The organism is Paenibacillus thalictri (assembly GCF_004307995.1).
In the GTDB taxonomy this organism is placed as follows: Bacteria; Bacillota; Bacilli; order Paenibacillales; family NBRC-103111; genus Paenibacillus_AF; species Paenibacillus_AF thalictri.
The window spans coordinates 295425-317160 of record NZ_SIRE01000009.1; the positions used below are offsets into that span (position 1 = coordinate 295425).

The window sequence follows — 21736 nt, forward strand, 5'->3', positions numbered from 1 at the left end:
GGGGCCGGGGATGCCCGTGTTGCAAACAAATTTGTAAAACATTGCTTATTTTTCGTGTAAAAAGCAGAGGTTGACCGCTAACCGCTTCTGAAGCGGGATTAAGTTGGGGATACGAGGTTTGGTCGCTTTAGGCCGCTAATGATAAAATGGAAGAACAGAAGGGAAAAGGGGGGGACTCCAATCCGATACTTGGACATATCACCGCTTGGGGATAACTCCATGATCATACGGCTCGGCGAACAGGCGGATGAAGAGACCCATAAGAAGGTCCGTGCGGTGTCTGAATGTTTATCCCTGCATCCATTCGACGGGATGGTGGAAGTGATTCCCGCCTTTACATCGGTAGCGGTCGTATACGATCCGGCGCGTATGTTTTTGCAGCGTGATATTACCGGATCTCACAGTGAAATACGTTATCCGTTCGAGAGGGTACGGGATATGTTGCAGCGGATCATGGAACAACTCAGCGAGACCGCAGATCGTAAAAGCAGACTTGTGGAGATTCCGGTGTGTTATGGCGGCGCATATGGCCCGGATCTTGATCAAGTGGCTGAAATCAACCGGCTTACGCCGGAGGAAGTGGTGCATATCCACAGTTCTTCCGAGTATTTGGTCTATTTGATCGGTTTTGCCCCGGGTTTCCCCTATCTGGGCGGCATGGATCCGCGTATTGCCGCCCCGCGCAGGCAGACCCCAAGGCTGGCGGTTCCTTCCGGAAGCGTGGGCATTGCAGGGGAACAGACAGGCGTCTATCCGCTGGAATCGCCGGGAGGCTGGCAGCTGATCGGCAGAACGCCAATCTCCTTATTTGTGCCGGATCAGTCGCCTCCCGTTCTGGTGGAAGCGGGCGATGTGATCCGGTTTTATCCTATTTCCCGCCAAACGTTTGAGGAATGGGGGGAAGGGATATGAGTATCCATGTACGCAAACCGGGTATGCTGACGACCCTGCAGGATTTGGGCAGATGGGGGCTGCAGCGATACGGGGTTATCGTCGGTGGGGCGATGGATTCGTTTGCCCATCGGGCGGCGCAGCTGCTGGTCGGAAACGCAGGGACGGAAGCATCGCTGGAGATGACCGTGACGGGAGCCCATCTTGTATTTGAACAGCCGGCGCTCATCGCCATATGCGGCGCCGAGATGAATCCGCAAGCGGACGGACAACCCGTCCCGATGTGGAGGCCGGTTTATGTGCGGGAAGGAACGGTGCTGCAGTTCGGCGCTGCCCGGTTGGGGTGCCGGTGTTACTTGGCTGTGGCGGGCGGGTTCGATGTGCCTCCGGTCATGAACAGCCAATCGACGTATATTCGCGCAGGACTTGGCGGATTCCGCGGACGGGCGCTCCAGCCGGGAGACAAGCTCGAGGTTAAGCCGGCCTCGCAGCTCGCAGGTATGATCGCCGGCCGTCTAAGCGGCTGTTTGCAAGGTGCATCCTCAGCGGCGGCCTCTTGGTCGGTCACCCGCGAAATGATCCCTCCCTATGAAGCAAACCCAACCGTACGCATCATTTCCGGCGCGCAGTATGAATCGTTTACTGCTGAGAGCAAGAGCCGGTTGACCGCTCAACCTTATGTCGTGCAGCCGCAATCGGACCGAATGGGCTACCGTTTGGCAGGACCGCCGCTGCAGCTTGCTGTAAACAAAGAAATGATATCCGAGCCGGTCACCTTTGGCACCGTGCAGGTGCCGCCGGACGGGCAGCCGATCGTACTGATGGCAGACCGCCAAACGACGGGCGGTTATCCGAAAGCGGCTCAAGTGATTACGGCGGATTTGCCGCTGCTTGCCCAACTGCAGATGGGCGGCGCCGTGCGCTTCAAAATGGTTGATTTGCACGAAGCGCAGGAAGAACTGCTGATATCGGAATTTAATATGAATGTGCTGAAAAAAAGCATTCGGATGCAGTTGATTTAAGCTTCACTTAATCACCTGATACGTAAGGGGAGACCGGTCATGAAATATGTTGATCTGAACTGCGATATGGGGGAAAGCTTCGGCGCCTATACGCTCGGAAACGATGCGGAGATGCTGAAGTATGTGAGCTCGGCGAATATCGCTTGCGGCTTTCATGCCGGAGATCCAGGGACGATGCGCCAAACGGTGAAGCTTGCGCTGGAATATGGCACAGCGATCGGCGCGCATCCGGGTCTGCCGGATTTGGCCGGTTTCGGGCGCAGGAAAATGAGTATTTCCCCGCAGGAGGCCTATGAAATGACTGTGTATCAGATCGGCTCGTTGTGGGCGTTTGTCCGTTCGGAGGGAGGCGTGATGCGGCATGTGAAGCCGCACGGAGAGCTATACAATATGGCCGCCGCCGATAGCGGATTGGCGGAAGCGATTGCGGAGGCCGTGTATAAGGTCGAGCCGGAGCTGGTTTTGTACGGCCTCTCCGGGAGCGAGTTGATCCGGGCGGGAGAGAAAGCGGGTCTGCGGACGGCAAGCGAGGTATTTGCGGACCGCACGTACCAGCAAGACGGCTCGTTAACGCCAAGACGTATACCCGGATCTGTGTTGACGGACGATCAGGAGGCGGCCCGGCAAGTCATTCGCATGGTGAGCGAAGGTAAAGTGCGTTCCGTGCAAAACATCGATATCTCCATTCAAGCCGACACGGTTTGCATACATGGCGATGGGGCGCATGCGGTACCATTTGCCGCTGCGGTCAGCGGCTCGTTAAAGCAGGCGGGCATCGTCGTACAGGCTGTCGGCTTAACGCGATAACCAAAACTGCAAAGTCTATGACAAAGCTGCTCGCGCCAGCCCGGTTTTTAAGCCGGGTTTTTCGTTGCATTTGGCGGTCCGGCGACCGGTGGCATATAGCAAACGCCGCGGAGGAAACCGCGGCGTTGTGATGGTTTGCCGCTTTTACGATGCGACGTACGTGTCGATCGCTTCAGGCACTTCCCTGAGTGTGTGCACCGTCAGAAAAGCGCCTTTGGGCTTCACGTTGATTTCGACATTATTGTAAGCCCACTCCGTTTCCGCAGGAATAAAGATGGAATGAATGCCGCTTTCCAGCGCGGGGATGACGTCGGTGCGTAAGGAATTGCCGATCATCCATGTGGATGTAAGCTCCAATGCGCGGTCTCGGATAATTGTTTCGAGAAATGGCGTCGCTTTATGCTGAGCTACATAAATCCGGTCGCCAAAAAAGCGTTCCAGTCCGGCGTCCCGCACCTTCCTCATTTGCACGGAGCGATCGCCGCCGGTGTATAAATGCAGCGAATGTCCTTCGCCCTGCAGCTCCATCAGCGTCTCCTCCATATAGGGCAGAGGTTCGATCTGATGGCGGTACACGGAGGCGCCAAGCTCGCGGAGCCGAATGATCTCGTCTTCCTGACGGTCACGGCCGGTCAGATTGCTGTAATAGTTATAGACATCCACAAACGATTGAGGAAAATGATCCGGCGAGAAGCCGAGTTTGAGTACCCGAGCCATGTCGATGTCGGCTTGCTTTTTCTTTAATTCCTCATAGGTGATGCGGTATCCGTGGAACCAAGTTTCCAGTTGATCGACAAACTGGTCGACGACCAAATCGAAAAATTTGTTGCAATAAATAAGTGTATCATCCAGGTCAAAAAGGATCGTTTGTTTTGGCATAGGTCATTTCTCCCGAGAGTTTATGCGTCGATACACAGCGCATACCGCTGAGAAAGCCTCGGCGGGCGTTGTCTCCCCATTATACACCGCCTCTATGCAAAAGACACGCCCATTGCTGCTGGCAGCGCTCCCAGATGCTAGACAAGGGCGGGAGCGGGCTCCTGATGCTGCGGCTCCTGCTGCGAGGCTTCCAAAGCCACTCCGCCCCGTTCCGTTTTCTCCGGCGCTTCCTGACGGGCGGCAGCCATATCGCTGGTACCTTGAAAAAGAGCGCCCTGATCAATGACCAGCTTCTCCGCCTGGATTGATCCGATCATCCGTCCGGTTGGCGTGATCGTAAGTTTGGCGGCTACGACTTTTCCGTTAACGCTGCCGGCGATGACGACATCTTTGGCGGATACGGTTGAGTGTACGGCGCCTTTCTCGCCTATCGTCACTTCGCCTTTGGAGATAATATCGCCGATCACTTGCCCTTCAATCCGAATCCCGGCTTCGGAAGACAGCTTTCCGGTAAACACAGTACCTTCGCCGATCAACGTATCCGTTGCACCCGTTTTGAGATGTGTTTTTTTCTTATTAAACAAGACGATCTTCCACCTTTTCTTAAATAGTTATTTAGGTAAATAAGGCGCGGGATCCGCACTTTTTCCATGCAGTTGCACCTCGTAGTGCAGATGGGGCCCGGTGCTGCGCCCGGTTGATCCTACCTGTCCGATGCTCTGGCCTTTGCGCACGGGCTCGCCGGTTTTGACAGCGGTTTTGCTTAAGTGCATGTACCAGGTCCGCACGCCGCGGCTGTGGTCGATGACCACATGATTGCCGTGAAATTTATCGAAACCTACGGTATGCACCACGCCTTCCGCGGTCGCATATACCGGGTCTCCGGTCGGCCCCGCAATATCCATTCCCCGATGAAAGCTCAGCTTGGCTGTAAACGGATCCTTGCGGTAGCCGAACGGCGAAGTCACTTTTTTGGAACGGGTCGGCCATATCGACGGTGTGGTACGCAGCTTCAGCTGCTTTTCCAGCTCGCGCTGCTGGGCCAATGCCAGATTTTTGTGCAATTGGCGGGTCTCGCTGCCCAGCGTTGTCAGAAGCGCTTTGGTTTCGCGAGCCAGCTCTTTGGCTTGGGCCGATGTCACAGGAAAAGCGGGTCCCCCCATGCCCCCCTCGGATGAAGCGACGGCGGCGCTCACAGGCAGAGGATTGGCCTGCGCTGAAGAGGCGGGGGCCGCACTTTTGAGATGGTCGCCAAGCTTCTTAATTTCTTCGACCTTGCCTTTCATTTCGGCGGCTTGCTGCGACAACTCGAAAATCTCGTTTTTCAGTTCCTCGATTGTTTTGCTTTTACTTGCTACATCCTGCTCAAGCTGCACGGTCCTGCTATGATTCTGAGCGCGGTATAGTTGGGACACTACAACGGATTTGATGTGCACCCAATAAACGACACATGCGGCAGCCAGCAGGACGACGATACTTGCAGCAATGGCGTACGCGGCGAGCCGCGGCAATTTAATGCGGTATACGCTTTGATTGGCCTCCGGTATGATGACGAAGGTCAGTTTATGGTGAAACTTGGTTAATTTCATGACAACTCCTTTATTGCTGTTAGTGCATGTTCAAAAAGATTCCGGCATGACTACATTCAGATCGTCATACACTTGGTGGAGATGGAGAAACAGCTTCGAAGGAGGTTCTGCCAACGATGCGTTCCTTTTTAAAACCGAGCCGCATGACATTAATGGAACGGCTTGCTTTACATGTCAAAAAAGATATTGCGCTTGAAGCAAAGGACTTTTCCAGCGAGCCGGGCGTACTGCAAAAGGTCGGACTGCACTTCATTAAGGTTGAGGAGCAATATTTCATCCCCGGTTCGCTGCAGGAGATTGTATTGCTCGGAACACCGCCTAAACATACCGGCTCGAATGTCGTTGTCCGCAGCACGTATCGCGGAAACATTACCGGAAAGATTCTCCGCACCGGTACGGACTTTGTCGAGTTGCTCATTCCGACAACGGAAGAGGATGAGCGGGATTGGGTGCTCATCCCTTACATCAATGTCATTAGCATAGAAAAGAGCTAAGCCCCGTTTTTCGTCTCCAGCTTGCGCGCTTTCATTACCTCGATATAGCTGACAGCGAGCAGCAGGAGTATGCATGCGCCATAGCCGAGTGCGCAGGCGATGCCTACGGCTGAGTTCCGCGTGTGGCACGTAATGCCCACGATGACCAAAATAATCAAGCAAACGGCCAACGCGACGGTGAGTACGGATAGCCGCCGGAATGACATTTTATCAAGCATATTGCCGAGCGGCACCCGCTGCTCAGCGGATATTCCATCCCCGGAGCCGGAAGGCGGCGGTTGATTTGAACCGTTTGAGCGGCTTGATGTTTGTTCACCCTGAGAAGGCGGCGAGTTCGCATTGCCGGGAGACCCGGCCTGGCTTGTGCGCGCTTGATCAGGAGCGCTTTTTTTAATATGAATCATCGTAAGGATATACATAACCAGCATCAGCGGAACTTGAAAGAGGAATATCGCAATCGGCAAGCTATAGTTGGCAAAGTTAAACAATTCCGTAATATTTTTAAAACTCACAATAGAGGCAACGCACAAAAACAATGCGACAGGCTTATTGAAGAATCGGTAGTCGCGATTTCCGGTGAAGCTGGAAATTACGGTCAACAGAGCAAGGAAAGTGACTATGATTTTGCAGGCGATAATTGGAAACCATACGCTGGTCACAATCAAATCCATTCGGTCCATAAAGTCCGTGATGTTGATTTGCTGCACCAGCGACAAATTGGGATAGACCATATTGGCCGGCATATCCGATCCGAACACCATAATGACCATAAGGGTAAATATGGTCAATACCAGAGCGGAAATGATCACTCCATGGCGGAACGAGGCCCTGAGCTGGTCTCCGTTGCTGCTGGCGTTCAAGAAGGCGCTGATCAGTATCGCATCGGCGAACCACCCGGTGCTGAGCAGGTTGCTCGAGAGGATCGCAGGGCCCGGGGTCGTTAATGTAGGAAGCAACAAGCCGATGTCGATTTCATTGGCCAGCAGGATCGGCAGCAGCACAATGATCGCTAGAAAAATGGGGTAGAAAATGTCGTTTACACGAGCGATTACCTCAATGCTGGTTGTGCCGAAATACATCATGACCATGATAAACAGGAGGATGAGAATCTCCTTTGGCGTGCTGGGGAGCAAGAACGAAATAAATTGGGCCAGCGACCGAAGATCCCGCATCATGACCAGGGTCAGGTGGATGACAATAAGCAGATTAATAATGCTTCCGATAACCTTGCCTGTCAGCAGCTTGGCAATCTCGAAAAAATTTTTTCCCGGAAACGCAATATTCAAGCGATAAAGTACAAAGCTCATAAGCACGGTGTACAAGATGGGCAAGGTAAACGAAAACCAGGCATCCATTCTGCTGAGCATGAACAAGTCCCGCTGAATGAGCAGCGGGCCTCCTCCTGTAACAAGAGCGCCGATCAACCAGCAAATTTGTCTATGGTTGATGATTTGCTTTGAATCCACAATAGCTTCACCTGCCTATGAAATCGATTTGTTTAATCAGAATGGGTAATCGAATATACCCAAGGTGAAAGCGTCCTGGTAAAGTAGGTCGTCGGCAGGTAAAAGTTAAAGCCGAACATCCAGCTAAAAAACATAACAAGGGACAAGCTTCCGAATATCGCGTATATCCATTTTTGGCTTGCTTTCCTCTGCCTCCAATACCTGCAGTCGATCACGATGGAATATAACATCATGACAAGAAATGAAATGCAAAAAATGGAGTTCATTGATTTTTCTCCCCCAATTTGACCATGTTGTCATACACCATCCCAATGTCCGTAAGATGGGCGGCGGCTTCATACTCAAACGTCGCTTCCTTTAACGCTTGCCTCCAGTCAGGTTTAAACTGCTCGTTGTATGCCTCAGGATATTTATTTCTGAATCGGGAAGAGAGCTGGCCCGGATCCGCGCCGGTTTCTTTGCTGACTTGAACGGTCTTCTGAAGCGCGCGTTTGATGCTCTGGGCTACTGCGCCTTCTATTTTGGCAGTGGTTTCGACGTTGGATATATCCAGATCCGATTTGTTTTCCAATAGCCGCGCTCTGGTTTCCGACTTGATAATGTAATGCTGCTTTCCGTTCTTGATGGACGGGGTGATATCCGTTACGCCTCCGTACAGCTGAATCGTCATTTGTTTTCCCTTCTCTATCTCGATCGTGTCGATGTAGCCGGTTTTGGGTTCCAGCAGCCAGATTAAACCGTTCGCAGCGTCGCCCTCCATCGTGGTGATCATTTTATCGTCCCGAAAAATGGCATAGCCGAGCACTTCGATTTCTTTGGATGTTTTCTCGCTTTTTTTCGACTCCTTGACGCCCATGTACACCAGTGCCGGATCACCGCTTGAAGAAATCAGCGTTTGCCCAAACGACTTCATATTTAATTTAATCGTGCCCTTCGCTTTCGAGAGCTCACGGATCGCTTCGGAAGGAAACAGCTCCATCCGGGGTGTGGCTTTCATACATTCGACGCCGAGACCTTTGCAGACGACCATATAAGAGGTCAGCCGATTTTCGGGATTTCGCATCACGGAATCGAATAAATTACCGACGCCATCTTTGGCAAATTCCTCGCCGATGATCATGGTGCGGCGATGGGAGATAAATGTGCGCCGTGCCATACGATTTTGCATACGGAGGGTCGCTTCGCGAAAGGTTTGGCCTTCATCGGAATCGACGTAGTAGCTTTTTTCACCGCTGGTGCCTCCGCCTCCGCCTTTGGAACCGCCCATCTGTCCGGGCAGCGGGATTAGATAGGCCAACTGCACGGTGCCGTCTTTGCCTTTGTCAACGGAAGAGCTGAGCACGAAGGCCAAATCGTTAATTTCAGTCCGGTCCCAGCAGCCCGGAAGGACGGACAAGATTAAGGTACAAATGGCAGCGGAGCAAAAGGTTTTGCGCCATGTCATAACGGATCTCCTTTTTTCGTGCTGTCATCGGAATCTGATGATTCTGCCCCTTGCGGATTGCTTTGATCATTTTGGCCGCTTTGTCCTCCCGGATGATTCTGATCTTGCCCATCGTTCCCATTGACTGTCAGATTGCCCTTTTGACCGCCGTACTGCGATATCTGCTCGGCAATACGGCGCCCAACCCGCTCTTCATCCTTCATCGGCATAGCGGCAGGCCTGTTGCCCATAGCCCACCACGGAGCCCGAACGTAGGAATCTTTGGCGTCTGTCCAGGAAAAAGGGGCGAGCGGCGACAAATAAGGGACTCCGAACGAACGTAAATTAGCCATGTGTCCCAATATCACAAGCAAGGTCAGCAGCATGCCGTATAGACCGAATAACGATGCGGCGATCAGGATCGGAAAACGCAGCATGCGAATAGCGATCGCGCCGTTGAAGCGCGGGATGGTGAAGGAGGCGATACCTGTGATGGATACCACGATAACCATCGGCGCGGAAACGATGCCGGCTTCTACAGCCGCCTGGCCTACGACAAGCGCTCCCAAGATGCTGACGGCGGAGCCGACGGCTCGGGGCAACCGGATACCGGCCTCGCGCAGCGCTTCGAAAGTGATTTCCAGTATCAGCGCTTCGATTACCGCGGGAAACGGAATGTTTTCCCGGGCAGCGGCAATAGAAAGCAGGAGCGTAGTAGGCAGCAATTCCTGGTGATAGGTCGTCATCGCCACATACAGAGCGGGTGTCGTAAGCGACAGCAGCATAAACAAATACCGCAATATGCGCACTAACGAAGAGATCTGGAAACGTTCGAAATAGTCTTCATTAGCCTGCATCGACTCGATAAACAGAAACGGAACAATTAACGCAAAAGGGGTACCGTCCACCATGATGGCAACCCTGCCCTGCAGAAGGCCGGCCGCCACAACGTCGGGGCGCTCCGTATTCTGAACCTGAGGAAAAGGAGAATAGGTGTTGTCCTGAATAAATTCCTCAATATATCCGGATTCGAGAACAGCGTCGATTTTTATTTTTTCAAGCCGGCTTACAACTTCATCCACCATCGTCTGGGTGGCGATGCCGTCCAAATAAGAAACGACAACACTGGTATTGCTTTCGCTGCCGATGGTCATGTACTTCATTTTGAGCCGAGGCGTTTTCAGTTTGCGCCGGACCAGCGATGTATTGGTGCATAGAGATTCGACGAACCCTTCTTTGGGCCCGCGAATGACCGACTCCGTTTCGGGCATATTGATGGAACGTTTCTCGTACCCGCGAACTCCGATAATCAGGGCTTTATTGTTCGATTCGATGAGGAGCCCGGGGTCTCCGCTGAGCACGGCCAGCAGCAGATCGGAATAGTTGTTCACCTGCTTCATTTGCGTGACCGGCAGGGAATGGAGGGCGAGATTGTCAACGAATTGCTCATGCCCCTCCGATATCATGATGGCTTTAAGCGCATCATGGATTAATTCGGTGTTCACGAGGCCGTCGATCATGATAAGCATCGCTTTGGCTCCGTCTTGGATGGTAAACTCACGAACCACGAAGTCGTAACATTCTTCAAACAGTTTTTCTAAATAATTCTTGTTTTCTTCCAGAGTAAGAAAGATGGGCACATCTTTAAGCTCGCTAATGAAGCGGTAATCGAAATTTTCGAGCGAGTGCTGTTTCTGTTCTTCTTGTTGCTTTCGCTTGTGCTTTCGATGTATTTTAATCATGAGCAGGCCGCCTTTTCTCCGCTGTAGTTCGGTATAGTTTTCACCGTTTCCCTAAAAATATTACTGTTTTTCCAAACATTGAATATACCGGGCGGGGATAGTTAAAGCTAAAGCGAGCATGACATACGAACCATAAGGGGAGCAGAGCGCGTGTTATGGCTAGTTATCGCACTTATTTTGTTTATTTTCCAAATAGCGACCGTACTTGTTCTTGAGTTTCGCCGCCCGTCCAAGACAGTCGCTTGGCTGATGGTGCTATTTGTCATTCCGCTTGTCGGATTTGTCATGTATTATTTCATGGCGAAGGAGTATACCCATCGTAAAAAGCTGCGGCGCAAAAGCGTGAAGGCGCTCGGAGAGCTGCGGCGCGATTTTGTCAGAATATCCCGGGCGATTATCAGCTCGGATGCGGCGCATAAGTCGGGATTTGTGTACGAACCCCGCTTATTTGCGTTACTAAACAATATTCCCGGCTCGCCTTTCACCCGCAACAATGAGGTGGAGGTGCTGACGAACGCGAAACCTGCCTATAAAGCGATGCTTCAGGCTATCCGTGAAGCCACATCGCATATTCACCTGGAGTTTTATACGGTTCGTCATGACAAGATCGGCATGAAGTTTCAGAAGCTGCTTATTCAGAAAGCCCGGGAAGGCGTTGCGGTGCGCTGTATTTTCGACGGCATCGGCAGCTACAAGTTGTCCAGCCGTTATATTCAAGAGCTGCAGCAGGCCGGGGTACAAGTACATATTTTTTTAAGGCCGTTAATCGCTTTTTTCGACAAGCGGATGAACTATCGCAACCATCGCAAAATTCTTGTGGTGGACGGTCTGATCGGCTTTTTGGGCGGGATTAATATCGGCGACGAGTATTTGGGGGAAGATCCGAAGCTCGGATTTTGGCGGGACACTCATCTGGCTTTAAGAGGGGATTCCGTCTATTACTTGCAGCATACATTTATTACCGATTGGTTGTTTGTCAGCGGCGAGAAGTTGTCCGATTCCGAGTTATTCCCCGAGCACGATTTGACAAGCCGCAACTATGTGCAGATCATCACCAGCGGCCCGGACGCGCACTGGGACTCGATTCTGGAGATGTATTTCGGTTCGATCACGACCGCCAAAAAAAGAATCTGGATCGCGACGCCCTACTTTATTCCCGATCCAAGCATCATGATGGGATTAAAGACGGCGGCGATCAGCGGCGTGGATGTGCGCATCGTGTATCCGCAGAAACCCGATTCGCGAATTGTCGGTTATGCATCGCTTTCTTATTTGGAGGAACTGATGCAGGCCGGCGTCCAATTTTATTCGTATCAGAACGGCTTCATCCACGCCAAGGTGGTACTGATCGACGATCTGCTGGCTTCGGTGGGGACGGCAAATATGGATATGCGCAGCTTTTTCAGCAATTTTGAGCTGAATGCGGTCGTATATGACAAAGATACGCTGCGCAGGCTGGAGAGCGACTTCAAGGAGGATATGAAGAACAGCCGCAAGCTGAAGCTGGAGGAATTCGAGCAGCGCTCCAGAACGCAGAAGGCGCTTGAGGTGCTGGCTCGTTTGTTTTCGCCGTTGTTTTAGGCTCGGACTATTTCACTACCCGCAGAATAGGGTCCAGGTTTTGCGGCGGGACCTGTTTAATGAGATCGCCGACGCGGGAAAGCCGTTCTCCGATCGACAGCAGCGTAAACTCCCTCGGGTCGCAGCGGCCGGCCACTTCCTTCCATAACAGCGGCGTCGAAACGGTCGCATAGCGGCGCGCTCTTGGGGTGTAGGGGGCGGACAGCGTTTTGCCGTACCAGTGCTGTAAATAATCCACGTAGATGAGCGTACCGCGATTTTTTTTCAACCGCTCAATCGTGAACAGCTTAGGGTATTTTTCAACGACGTAAGCTCCGACAAAATGGCCGATCTTGCGCAACTGCTCGAAGGAATAGCCTTTTTGGATCGGCACGTAAATTTGGACTCCGGTGGCTCCCGAGGTTTTGGGGACGGAGCGGATGTTCAGCTTGTCCAGCACTTCGCCGATAATTTCGGCAGCTTGCATGATCCGCGGTTCTTCCTCCAATGTCGGGTCAATATCGATCAGCCATTCCGCGGGAAGCGGATCATCGACGTAATGGAACGACGGGTGAAATTCAAGGCAGGCCAAATTGCCGAGCCAGATCAGAGTCGCCAAGGAGTCAAGCACGACATATTGAATTCCCTCCATGACGGCTGTGTTGACAAAAGCGGGAGTTGGTTCGGGACAGTTTTTCTGATAAAACGACTTGGAGCTCCAGCCGTTCGGGAAACGGATCGTTGTCAAATACCTGTCTTTGCAGTACGGCAGCAGGTAAGGGGCAAGCTGGAGCAATTTCTCCAGGTACATGATTTTACTGATGCCGGCTTCCGGCCATAGCAGCTTATCGGGGTTGGAGATGCTAATTTCATGCCCTTCAATCGTGACCGTTCCTTTGGTTGCAATTGCCATAGATATACGCTCCTTCTGAAGATGCCCGATTATATTACGATTGGCTGCCCGGGAACTAACTCAAAACTGACCAGCTTCGGATGCCGCAGCAGCCCGCCGGCCGTCACTTCCAGCCCTGTCACGGTGCACGGAAACCAAGTCGTAAGCCACAAAACTTGCTCCCCCTTTAACTCCGGCGGAAGTGGAGCAAACAGCGGCTCCCCGCCGCCATGCTGCGTTCCCCACTCCAATAGCTGCCTCTTCAGCTTGACGTTTAAACCAAGCGAGACTTTCCCGAAAAATGCCCCGCCTTGCAGCATCACCAGCGACGCGACTTGCCCGCCGCGGATCGTCAGACCGACAATCTGAACTTGCAGGATAACGGCGGTTTTCTTTTTAAACCAGTCCTTATGCTGTTTGCCCTCCCGATAGGTGGAAGACAATCTCTTGCTGACGACGCCTTCCCAGCTTCGTTGTTCCACCCAATCCCATAATGCAGCGCCGTCATCAAACAAGTCGGAAACAAAAAGCTGGGCCTGCTTGTCCGGAAACAGCCTGGCGAGCCTGCTGTGCCGCTCTTGATAAGGCAGTTCGCGGATATCTTCGCCACGATCGTAAAGCAGGTCAAACAGCACATAAATAATCATGATGCCGCTTTTGGACCGGACCCCACTACCGGGAGCGGAACGTTCCCGCTGAAGGATTTTTGGAAAGTCCGGTTTTTGTGTGAGTAAATTAAAGGCTACCGCTTCTCCATCCAGCACATAACTTCCTTTTAAAGACTGCTGGCGCAGCGTATCGGTAATTTCCGGATACACGTTATTTTTGGGCAGCATGCTGCGGGAGTACAAGCGGATATCGCCTTGGTCGATTTCGGCAAGCAGCCGCACGCCGTCCCATTTCAGCTGAAAACCCCAGCCGGGACCTTCCGGCAATTCGTCGCTGTAAATGGGGGTCATTGGTGATTTGGGCAGCTCCATCTCAACCGGATTCCTTCATGCCGGTTTTTTTGCTTTTGGCCTTAGCCGGCTTCGCCTTGACCGGTTCTTCCTGGGGTTTCATAGCTTCCAAACTGGCTTGCAGCGCAGACATTAGATCAATCACGTTGGTCTTCTGCTGCTCCGGAGCGACATGAATCTGTTCCCCGGCGACCTTACGGCTAATCGCATCCAGCATGGCGGCCCGGTACTCGTCCGTATATTTGGTCGGATCAAATGGCGCGGATAATTGATCGATAAGCATCTTCGCCATCGTAAGTTCTTTCTCGTTGGTGGAGACCTGTTCCGGCAAGCCGGGAACTGCGCTCACGGAGCGGATTTCGTCCGGATAAAACATCGTTTCCATAGCGATGCAGCGGTCGACGACACGGATGGCGGCCAAAGAGCTTTTGGAGCGGATGGATACTTTGGAGATGCCGATTTTTCCCGTTTGCTTCATGGACTCAAGCAGCAGATTGTAAGCTCCGGCCCCGGTTTCGCCCGGAGCAAGATAATACGTTTTTTGAAAATAAACCGGGTCGATGTCCGTCAAATCGACAAAATCCAATATTTTAATTTCTTTATTGGCTTCGCCGGATATTTGCTCCAGCTCTTCTTTATCGAATAACACAAACCTTCCGCTCTCATATTCGTATCCTTTGACGATTTCATCCCATTCGACTTCTTTGTCGCAAGTTTGGCATTTACGAACGTACGACAGCGGCGTACTGCAGGTTTTATGAATCATCCGCAGCGAGATATCTTTATCCTCCGTAGCCGTAAACATCTTAACCGGCACATGAACGAGCCCAAAGCTGATCGCGCCTTTCCATACGGTATGCACCCGGCAATTCCTCCTTTTTGTCGGCAAACAAACGCTTCTCACGCATAGTATGTGCAGCCTTCGACATGATATGAATGGGGGTCCTCGATGGAGGACAACCTACGGATAAAAAAACAAGATGATAAGGAGAAAAAGATGACAGAAGAGAACAAAGCGACAAATGCGGAACACCAAGGACGCGAGGATTATTTTATGGACGTCGACCGGATGGTCAACGAAGGGCTTGGCGGGGGCAACGTGACGCTCCATAACGGACTTATCGATGAATCGACAACGGATACGATGATGGAGAACGATTCGATTTTTGCAAAAGACCAAGAAGACAATGACAAATAAGGGGATGAAGCGATGCAGGTGTTCCGCGCTCAAGAAATATTAGGTTCTGAAAATATCATCGCTGTGGAATTAAACGGCGTTTCCGTTTGGATCGATAGTGTGGATACGCAAAAGAAGACTGCAAAGGTGCACACGGAAAACAATCCGGCCGATGCCAAAGTGGTCGCAGTGGAAGAACTCCAGGAAATACATTAACCGGATCAAAAGTACCAGGACTCTGCTTTGGCGCCGTATGCCGGGCAGGGTCTTTTTGCCGTTGTCCGGACAACTCGCGAAAATATTGCGGCTATGCGGTCATAGGGCTATAATAGGAGCAATAAGATGAAGGCGGTTGAAACAATGAGCAAGGGCGAGTTCGATCTCATTCGCGCGTGGACGTCGGGACGGCAGGCGCCTTCTTTACTGCGATCAAACGGAGTTGTTGCAGGCATAGGCGACGACGCGGCGGTTACGGAATGGACACCCGGCATGCAGATGGTCGTGACGTGCGATACGATGGTGGAGGAGATCCATTTCAAAACCATTACGATGCGCGACAGCGACGTCGGGTTTAAAGCAATGGCCGCGGCGGTAAGTGATATCGCCGCAATGGGGGCGATTCCCAAGTATGCCCTGATTTCCATCAGTCAGCCGAAGAATGCCAAAGAACAACGTCTGCAAGGGATTTATGACGGGTTGTACGAGTGTGCCGATTTATGGAATGTAGCCGTCATCGGCGGGGATACGACCTCTTCCTTAAGCGGTATTTCGATTACGGTAACGGTCATCGGTGAAGTGGAGAACGGCAAGGCGCTGCTGCGTTCCGCAGCGCAAACGGGCGACATCGTTTTTGTCACCGGCTATCCGGGCTGCTCGTCGGCAGGGCTCGATCTTTTGCTGCAAAAAAACACGCCTGCGGAACAATGGGGCGGTTTCCAACCGCTGCAGATTCCGCTAGTTCAAGCCCACACCCGGCCGGTGCCGCAAATTACGGCAGGCAGGCTTCTGCAGCAGCTTGGAAGCTGCCATGCGCTCAACGACGTCAGCGACGGCATCGCCAGCGAAGCATGGGAAATTGCCGAGGCTTCGGGCAGAGGCGTCGACCTTATCGAGGACCGGATTCCCATTGCAGCCGAGTTGCAGGCGCACGCTTACAGTGTACGCAAAGATCCGCTTGATTTTGTATTATACGGCGGCGAAGACTATTTGCTGATCGGAACGATGCCGGCGGATCGGGCGCTGGACGCGCAGCTGAAATTTAGCGAGGCGGGCTTGAGCCTGCATGTTATCGGTTATATTACCGGCGACCACAACGGGGTACGGATGGCCAAAAGCGACGGCTTGCTCGAAGCGGTGCCGAAGCGGGGTTACAACCATTTTGGGAAGGAATGAAGCATGTGGCGGAATCCCAGTCCACTTACCTCTACGAAGCGCATAGCGAAGCCGAGACCGAGCAGCTTGCCGCACATCTTGCGCCGCATTGCCAAGCGGGTGCAGTCATCACCTTGGACGGCGATCTTGGCGCGGGAAAAACAAGGTTTTCCAGGGCAATGGCGCAAAGCCTCGGCGTGCGGGACAATGTAAACAGCCCTACCTTTACCATTATTAAAGAATACGAGGGAACAGAGTTCCCTTTCTTTCATATGGACGTCTACCGGCTTTCCTTGCACGAAGCGGGAGAGCTAGGATTGGATGAATATTTTTACGGCGCTGGCGTAACGCTGATTGAATGGTCCGAGCTGGTTGAGGAACTGCTGCCGGCCGACAGGCTGGCCATACGGATTGAATACGCCGGCGAACAGGACAGGCAGTTTCACCTGACCCCATACGGAGAGCCTTATGGCCGTTGGTGCCGGGAATTAAAGGAGAACGGAATCTTAATATGATACAAACGACATCAACTCACCCTATATTGCTTGCGCTGGACACTTCTACCGCCGACATGTCGGTCGCCCTGTTCCGGGGCGACGAATTGCTGCTGGAATCAAGCTCTCATGTGGAACGCAATCATTCCATGTATTTAATTCCAGCAATCCAGGAAATGCTTGTAACACTAGGCTTGAAGCCTGCGGATATCGAAGCGGTGGCGGCGGGGGTAGGGCCGGGATCTTATACGGGGATCCGCATCGGCGTGACCGTAGCCAAAACATTCGCATGGACGCGCAATCTGCCGCTCATCGGCGTCTCCAGTCTGGAGGCGCTTGCGCTTGGAGCTTGCAGGCTGCCCGAAGCGCAGGAAACGCGTAAATGCTGGGTTGTTCCGCTTATGGACGCCCGCCGCGGACAGGCTTTTTCCGCTGTTTATGAAACCGGGGAATCCGGGCTTCGCTGTGTGGCCCCGGATGCGATCCGGCTGATCGCTCCATGGGTGGAAGAGCTTGCGCAGATGGCAGGGCAGGAGTCGTCAGGTCCGGACCGGGTTCTTTTTGTCGGAGAAACAGGGATGCATATGGACAGTTTACAGCGTTTCAGTGAACTGTACCCGTCCAGCTCGATCGTTGCAGGACATGCGCTGCAAGCGCAAGATGTCGGACGGTTGGCGCTTGTTCGTCTTCAGCAAGGACAAACGGAAGATATACACGGATTCGTACCGAATTATACGCAGCTGCCCGAAGCTGAAGTGAAGTTGAAGCAAAAAGCATCCGACGTCTAGTTGACGCATAACTTTCAGGAGGTACCCGCATATGGAACATCTTGCGGAACATAATCCGTCCGCGCCGGATCCGGTCGCGTTTCGCTCCATGCGGCTCGCCGACATTCCGGCGATTTGCGATATCGAGCAAGAGGCGTTTACGACGCCTTGGACGGCAGGCGCTTTTCAGAACGAATTGACAAGCAATCATTTCGCGCATTATCTGGTTATGGAACACGGCGAGGAAATCGCCGGTTATGGCGGTATGTGGCTGATTATGGACGAGGCGCATGTAACGAATGTAGCGATTAAGCACATTTTCCGCGGCAAAAAGCTGGGAGAACGTCTGATGAGGGAAATGCAGCGGACGGCTGTTTTTCTAGGTGCGATCCGTATGACGCTTGAAGTTCGGGCATCCAATATTATTGCTCAAAACTTATATAAGAAGCTGGGCTTTCAATCCGTCGGCGTCAGACGTGGTTATTATACGGACAATAGAGAAGACGCGATCATCATGTGGGCGGATCTGCCGAAGGCGAAGCGGAGCGGCAAGTAACCGGTCGGCAGGGCAAGGCTGCCGTCTATTTGCGAACATGCAGATTGCGAATTTCGGGATTCAAGAAGGTTGAATAGAATGCGAGGATATTATGAATAAGCAGCATCAAGGCAAGCCGGTGTATATTTTAGCGATAGAAACGAGCTGTGACGAAACGTCGGCCGCTATTGTGGAGAACGGGCGGATCATTCGCTCCAATGTGGTGTCCAGTCAGATCGAAACGCATAAGCGCTTCGGAGGGGTCGTTCCGGAAGTAGCTTCGCGCCAGCACGTCGAGACGGTCACCTGGATCATTGAGGAGTCGATCCGGCAAGCGGGATTGACGCTTGGCGACTTGTCGGCGGTAGCGGTCACGCAAGGGCCGGGACTTGTCGGTTCTCTGCTTGTCGGGATGATCGCGGCCAAATCGCTTGCGTTCATGCAGGGGCTGCCGCTGATCGGCGTACATCATATTGCGGGGCATATTTATGCCAATCAGCTTGTGCACGAGCTGGAGTATCCGCTGGTTTCGCTTGTCATCTCGGGAGGCCATACGGAAATTGTGTACGTAGAATCGCCCGGCAGCTTTCGCATTATCGGGCAAACTCGCGATGATGCGGCGGGAGAAGCGTATGACAAGGTGGGGCGCGCCCTCGGGTTGCCTTACCCCGGTGGTCCTCATATCGACAGACTTGCTCTGGAATCGGCGGCGGCGATTTCCATGCCGCGGGCGTGGCTGGAGCCGGACTCCTACGATTTCAGCTTCAGCGGCTTGAAATCAGCCGTTCTTGCCGTCATCAATCAAGCCCGCATGAAAGGACAAACGTTGGAAGCGTCGCATGTGGCACGTGGCTTTCAAGAGTCGGTTATCGAAGTTGTGGCGGCCAAGGCGCTGCGCGCCGCGGAAGAATACGGCGCCAAACAGCTGCTTCTCGCAGGCGGAGTGGCTGCGAACCGTGGATTGCGCAACCGGCTTGGCGAGCTTTGTCTGGAACGCGGACTGCCGCTGCTTGTGCCGCCGCTGAGCTTGTGCACCGACAACGCGGCAATGATTGGCGCCGCGGCTTTTCTGAAATGGGAAAGAGGCCAATATTCGTCGATGGAGATGAAAGCCGATCCGCAGCTGAAGTTGGAGTCATGGTCGGTTTAAACACAAATAGCGTAGTACATACGCTAAGGCCTGCTGTCTCTTAATGGAGACGGCGGGCTTTTTTGCGATTTTTGCGGGGAGAAACGGCTCCATCATGCGATTTTACAATTCCACAACATATTCACAAGGGCTGTGGACACACTTATCCACAGGCCCTGTGTATAATGTGGATAAGGCGATAAATTCGACATTTTTAGCGGGAATGTAAATGCATAAAAAGTCGAATAATATTTATAGAGAAAAACTGTGGATAATGTGTATAACTCGGTGGATATGTGGTAAAAACCAATAAATTTGCGGTGATTTTTACGATTTTTCTTGTGGATATCCGTGTGGGTATGTTAATAGTGACTCCAAGCATGCTTTTTCTGTCTTGCTGCCCTCGCGCATTCTGTCGAAAACGGGTTATCTTCAAGCGGTACTTGTTTCAGTTATCCACCTTTGACGCGCATTACGGCTGGCCGGAGTCGTTAATTTGGTTATCCACTATCCGTTAGGTATCGGATCAACGGCAAGTTATCCCCAAATTTTCGGAAAATTAAGATTCCAATCAACTATCCACATCTGCATATCTTCCGAATGTTAATTTTCTATCATCCACAATGGGGTCTAAACGAGAACATCCTTCCTTTGCATAAAAGCGCAAGAACAGGGGACAGTAGCCGGTAATGGAATACTTTGCTGCTTGTTGCGGCTGTTGGCTGCGATGGTTATATGCACAGTTGGAGGTCGTTATCGTGTTAAGAAAAAAGATAACATCATATTGTATCGCCGTTGCCGGCGCACTTATCCCAGCGCTTATCGCTTCACCCGCGGCAGCTGGAACCGACAGTTATCCAGCTGCACAAAACATCGGGCAAAACGGTGTCTCCGTGATCGTATCGGTCCCCGGATTGTCCTTTTTAGAGTTGCAGGGACCGCTTCTGCAAGATAAACCTCACTTATACCGGCTGCGCCAGGAAGCTTCATGGGGCGCTATGAACATAAGAACACCCGGCAAAGGCATGCAGGATGTATATGTCTCCTGGGGCGCGGGGGCTCCGGCTCAAGCGAGCCCTAACGCTCACGTAGTGGATCCGGGCCACAGGCTTGCGGCCGGAACAGGAGGAGAGCTGCTGTTCCGTTTTGGCGGCGAGCAGCCTTCGGGTTTGGTTGTGCCTTATGTCGGCACGGTGAAGCGTCTCACCCAATTGTCATTATCCACAGCGATTCCGGGGCTGCTCGGATCGATTCTGCACAGCCATGGCATATCCACAGAAGCTTGGGGTAACGCCGACACCGGCATTGTCCACAGTGGACAAGAGGGGCTGCTGCGCCGTTACGCCGGCCTTGCCGTCATGGATCGGGCGGGCCTCATCTCCGGGGGAGCCACAGACGATCGCGTGCTGCGGCGAAATCCGCTTGCGCCATATGGGGTCAGCGTAAATTATCCGTTTCTGCTGGCGCAGCTGAAACCGAATTCCCCTATGGTAACGATGGTTGAATTAGGCGATTTGCAGCGTTTATATGAAGAAAAGGAAGCCTACAGCCAGGAACGGTTCGCATCCCTCAAACAGCAGGTATTGGCCGGGCTTGACGGCTTTGTTGGGGACATCATGCATAAGCTGGGGGAAAACGACGAGTTGTGGATTGTGTCGCCGAAGATCAATTCCGATGCCCAGTCGCTCAAAATGCAGCTGTCCCCGGTGATTAGATACCGGGACAATCAGCCGGGCGGACTTCTGACTTCGGAAACCACACATCGCCCCGGCATTGTCGCTTATACGGATCTTGCGCCGTCTCTGCTGGCGCGGTTTGGCCTTGAACGGCCGGAGGCGATGACTGGCTTTGCCATGAGGTCGGAGGCAAATCCAGTAGCTTATGTACAGCTGCTGGGAGAAGTGCAAAAGGCTGCGGACATTTATCAGTGGCGTCCGCCTGTACTTTATAGTCTAGCCGTATTCGAGGTGCTGGCGCTGCTGGCCGCCTTGTTAACGGCGGTTAGACCTTCCATGAAATGGGGGGCACAGAGGGGAACACAAATAGCCCTTAGGCAAAATGAAGCGGCCCGGCAGGCCATTCGCACCGCTTTGTTTGTGATTTTGCTGATCCCCGCAGCGCTGCTGTGGATGGGCTGGTTCGCAGAACTTCCGTTTACACTGGTGCTTGCCGGCTCGCTTACCGTGGTCGGACTTATGGCGTACGGGCTCGCCAAACTGCCGGGCAAAAATCTCGGTTACGCTTTGGCCTGGAGCGGACTGCTGAATACCGTCCTGATTGTTGGCGATACGCTGCGCGGGGCGCATGCCATGCAGCATTCGCTGCTGGGGTACGATACGATGATCGGCGCCCGTTATTACGGCGTCGGCAATGAATTGATGGGCGTGCTGCTTGGCGCCGCGCTGCTCGCGCTGACGTCGGCGCTGCAGTGCCGCGCCGACGCTGCCGCTGCGCCGCGGGCGGCGGCCCGGCCAGCGCAGCTTGCGGCGGGTGCGCCCCAGCCGCTGCGCTGGCTGCCGCTCCCGCGGCGTGCGCGCCG

Annotated in this window: 22 protein-coding genes; 13 read left to right on the plus strand and 9 right to left on the minus strand. The window is 53.0% G+C overall.

Translation table 11 applies throughout. The features are described 5' to 3' along the window. Positions 1–138 precede the first annotated feature (138 nt). Genes pxpB through EYB31_RS14445 form a run of 3 tightly spaced genes read left to right on the plus strand, consistent with a single transcriptional unit; the run spans position 139 to position 2720 of the window. Positions 139–912 carry a 5-oxoprolinase subunit PxpB gene (gene pxpB, locus EYB31_RS14435; protein ID WP_131014037.1) on the plus strand — a complete coding sequence of 258 codons (774 nt, stop codon included), beginning with the start codon at positions 139–141 and terminating at the stop codon, positions 910–912. Then, the gene (locus EYB31_RS14440; protein ID WP_131014038.1) at positions 909–1913 is read left to right on the plus strand and encodes a 5-oxoprolinase subunit C family protein; all 1005 of its coding nucleotides are present in this window, start codon (positions 909–911) and stop codon (positions 1911–1913) included. Before pxpB ends, EYB31_RS14440 begins: the two co-directional genes overlap by 4 nt. A gap of 39 nt (positions 1914–1952) precedes the next feature. After that, positions 1953–2720: a LamB/YcsF family protein gene (locus EYB31_RS14445; RefSeq protein WP_131014039.1), complete on the plus strand. Its 768-nt coding sequence runs from the start codon at positions 1953–1955 to the stop codon at positions 2718–2720. Between the two features lie 144 nt (positions 2721–2864). On the opposite strand, the gene EYB31_RS14450 is transcribed toward EYB31_RS14445, so the two are convergent. From EYB31_RS14450 to EYB31_RS41250, 3 genes are all read right to left on the minus strand, one after another. Continuing rightward, a complete protein-coding gene (locus EYB31_RS14450; protein ID WP_131014040.1) occupies positions 2865–3599 on the minus strand; it encodes an HAD family hydrolase in 735 nt (244 codons plus the stop codon). Positions 3600–3736: 137 nt separating this feature from the next. Further along, entirely contained in the window at positions 3737–4183 is a 447-nt protein-coding gene (locus tag EYB31_RS14455; protein WP_240762416.1) for a bactofilin family protein, read from the minus strand. Between the two features lie 27 nt (positions 4184–4210). Then, positions 4211–5188 carry a M23 family metallopeptidase gene (locus tag EYB31_RS41250; RefSeq protein ID WP_131014042.1) on the minus strand — a complete coding sequence of 326 codons (978 nt, stop codon included), beginning with the start codon at positions 5186–5188 and terminating at the stop codon, positions 4211–4213. Positions 5189–5304: 116 nt separating this feature from the next. Here EYB31_RS41250 and EYB31_RS14465 point away from each other — a divergent pair, with 116 nt between their 5' ends. After that, positions 5305–5682, plus strand: a complete 378-nt coding sequence (locus tag EYB31_RS14465) for a hypothetical protein (protein WP_131014043.1) — start codon at positions 5305–5307, stop codon at positions 5680–5682. On the opposite strand, the gene EYB31_RS14470 is transcribed toward EYB31_RS14465, so the two are convergent. The 3 genes from EYB31_RS14470 to EYB31_RS14480 form a co-directional block, all read right to left on the minus strand. After that, positions 5679–7148, minus strand: coding sequence for a GerAB/ArcD/ProY family transporter (locus EYB31_RS14470; protein WP_165452429.1), 1470 nt, complete (start codon positions 7146–7148; stop codon positions 5679–5681). The genes EYB31_RS14465 and EYB31_RS14470 overlap by 4 nt on opposite strands. A gap of 262 nt (positions 7149–7410) precedes the next feature. Beyond that, positions 7411–8592: a Ger(x)C family spore germination protein gene (locus EYB31_RS14475; protein ID WP_131014045.1), complete on the minus strand. Its 1182-nt coding sequence runs from the start codon at positions 8590–8592 to the stop codon at positions 7411–7413. Further along, a complete protein-coding gene (locus EYB31_RS14480) occupies positions 8589–10313 on the minus strand; it encodes a spore germination protein (RefSeq protein ID WP_131014046.1) in 1725 nt (574 codons plus the stop codon). Before EYB31_RS14480 ends, EYB31_RS14475 begins: the two co-directional genes overlap by 4 nt. Positions 10314–10463: 150 nt before the next feature. Here EYB31_RS14480 and cls point away from each other — a divergent pair, with 150 nt between their 5' ends. Beyond that, complete coding sequence (gene cls / locus EYB31_RS14485) at positions 10464–11894, plus strand: cardiolipin synthase (protein ID WP_131014047.1); 1431 nt, start codon at positions 10464–10466, stop codon at positions 11892–11894. 7 nt (positions 11895–11901) lie between these two features. Here the strand turns inward: cls and ligD are convergent, their stop codons facing one another. The 3 genes from ligD to ku are packed head-to-tail and all read right to left on the minus strand — an operon-like array spanning position 11902 to position 14586. Next, positions 11902–12786 carry a non-homologous end-joining DNA ligase gene (gene ligD / locus EYB31_RS14490; protein ID WP_131014048.1) on the minus strand — a complete coding sequence of 295 codons (885 nt, stop codon included), beginning with the start codon at positions 12784–12786 and terminating at the stop codon, positions 11902–11904. Positions 12787–12815: 29 nt separating this feature from the next. Beyond that, positions 12816–13745: an ATP-dependent DNA ligase gene (locus EYB31_RS14495; RefSeq protein WP_131014049.1), complete on the minus strand. Its 930-nt coding sequence runs from the start codon at positions 13743–13745 to the stop codon at positions 12816–12818. Position 13746: 1 nt separating this feature from the next. Continuing rightward, positions 13747–14586, minus strand: a complete 840-nt coding sequence (ku, locus tag EYB31_RS14500; protein ID WP_131014050.1) for a non-homologous end joining protein Ku — start codon at positions 14584–14586, stop codon at positions 13747–13749. Between the two features lie 135 nt (positions 14587–14721). Between ku and EYB31_RS14505 the strand changes: the two genes are divergently transcribed. The 8 genes from EYB31_RS14505 to EYB31_RS14540 form a co-directional block, all read left to right on the plus strand. After that, positions 14722–14922, plus strand: a complete 201-nt coding sequence (locus EYB31_RS14505) for a hypothetical protein (RefSeq protein ID WP_170318232.1) — start codon at positions 14722–14724, stop codon at positions 14920–14922. Between the two features lie 12 nt (positions 14923–14934). After that, positions 14935–15117, plus strand: coding sequence for an H-type small acid-soluble spore protein (locus EYB31_RS14510; RefSeq protein ID WP_131014052.1), 183 nt, complete (start codon positions 14935–14937; stop codon positions 15115–15117). 126 nt (positions 15118–15243) lie between these two features. Continuing rightward, complete coding sequence (gene thiL / locus EYB31_RS14515) at positions 15244–16293, plus strand: thiamine-phosphate kinase (RefSeq protein ID WP_240762418.1); 1050 nt, start codon at positions 15244–15246, stop codon at positions 16291–16293. Then, a complete protein-coding gene (tsaE, locus tag EYB31_RS14520) occupies positions 16290–16787 on the plus strand; it encodes a tRNA (adenosine(37)-N6)-threonylcarbamoyltransferase complex ATPase subunit type 1 TsaE (RefSeq protein ID WP_131014053.1) in 498 nt (165 codons plus the stop codon). Before thiL ends, tsaE begins: the two co-directional genes overlap by 4 nt. Further along, a complete protein-coding gene (gene tsaB, locus EYB31_RS14525) occupies positions 16784–17554 on the plus strand; it encodes a tRNA (adenosine(37)-N6)-threonylcarbamoyltransferase complex dimerization subunit type 1 TsaB (protein WP_131014054.1) in 771 nt (256 codons plus the stop codon). The genes tsaE and tsaB overlap by 4 nt, the downstream gene beginning before the upstream one ends. Positions 17555–17585: 31 nt before the next feature. Beyond that, positions 17586–18089: a ribosomal protein S18-alanine N-acetyltransferase gene (gene rimI / locus EYB31_RS14530; protein WP_131014055.1), complete on the plus strand. Its 504-nt coding sequence runs from the start codon at positions 17586–17588 to the stop codon at positions 18087–18089. Between the two features lie 91 nt (positions 18090–18180). Then, entirely contained in the window at positions 18181–19218 is a 1038-nt protein-coding gene (tsaD, locus tag EYB31_RS14535; RefSeq protein WP_131014056.1) for a tRNA (adenosine(37)-N6)-threonylcarbamoyltransferase complex transferase subunit TsaD, read from the plus strand. A gap of 737 nt (positions 19219–19955) precedes the next feature. Next, positions 19956–21736 (plus strand): hypothetical protein (locus EYB31_RS14540; protein ID WP_131014057.1); only part of this gene is annotated, 1781 nt, incomplete at its 3' end.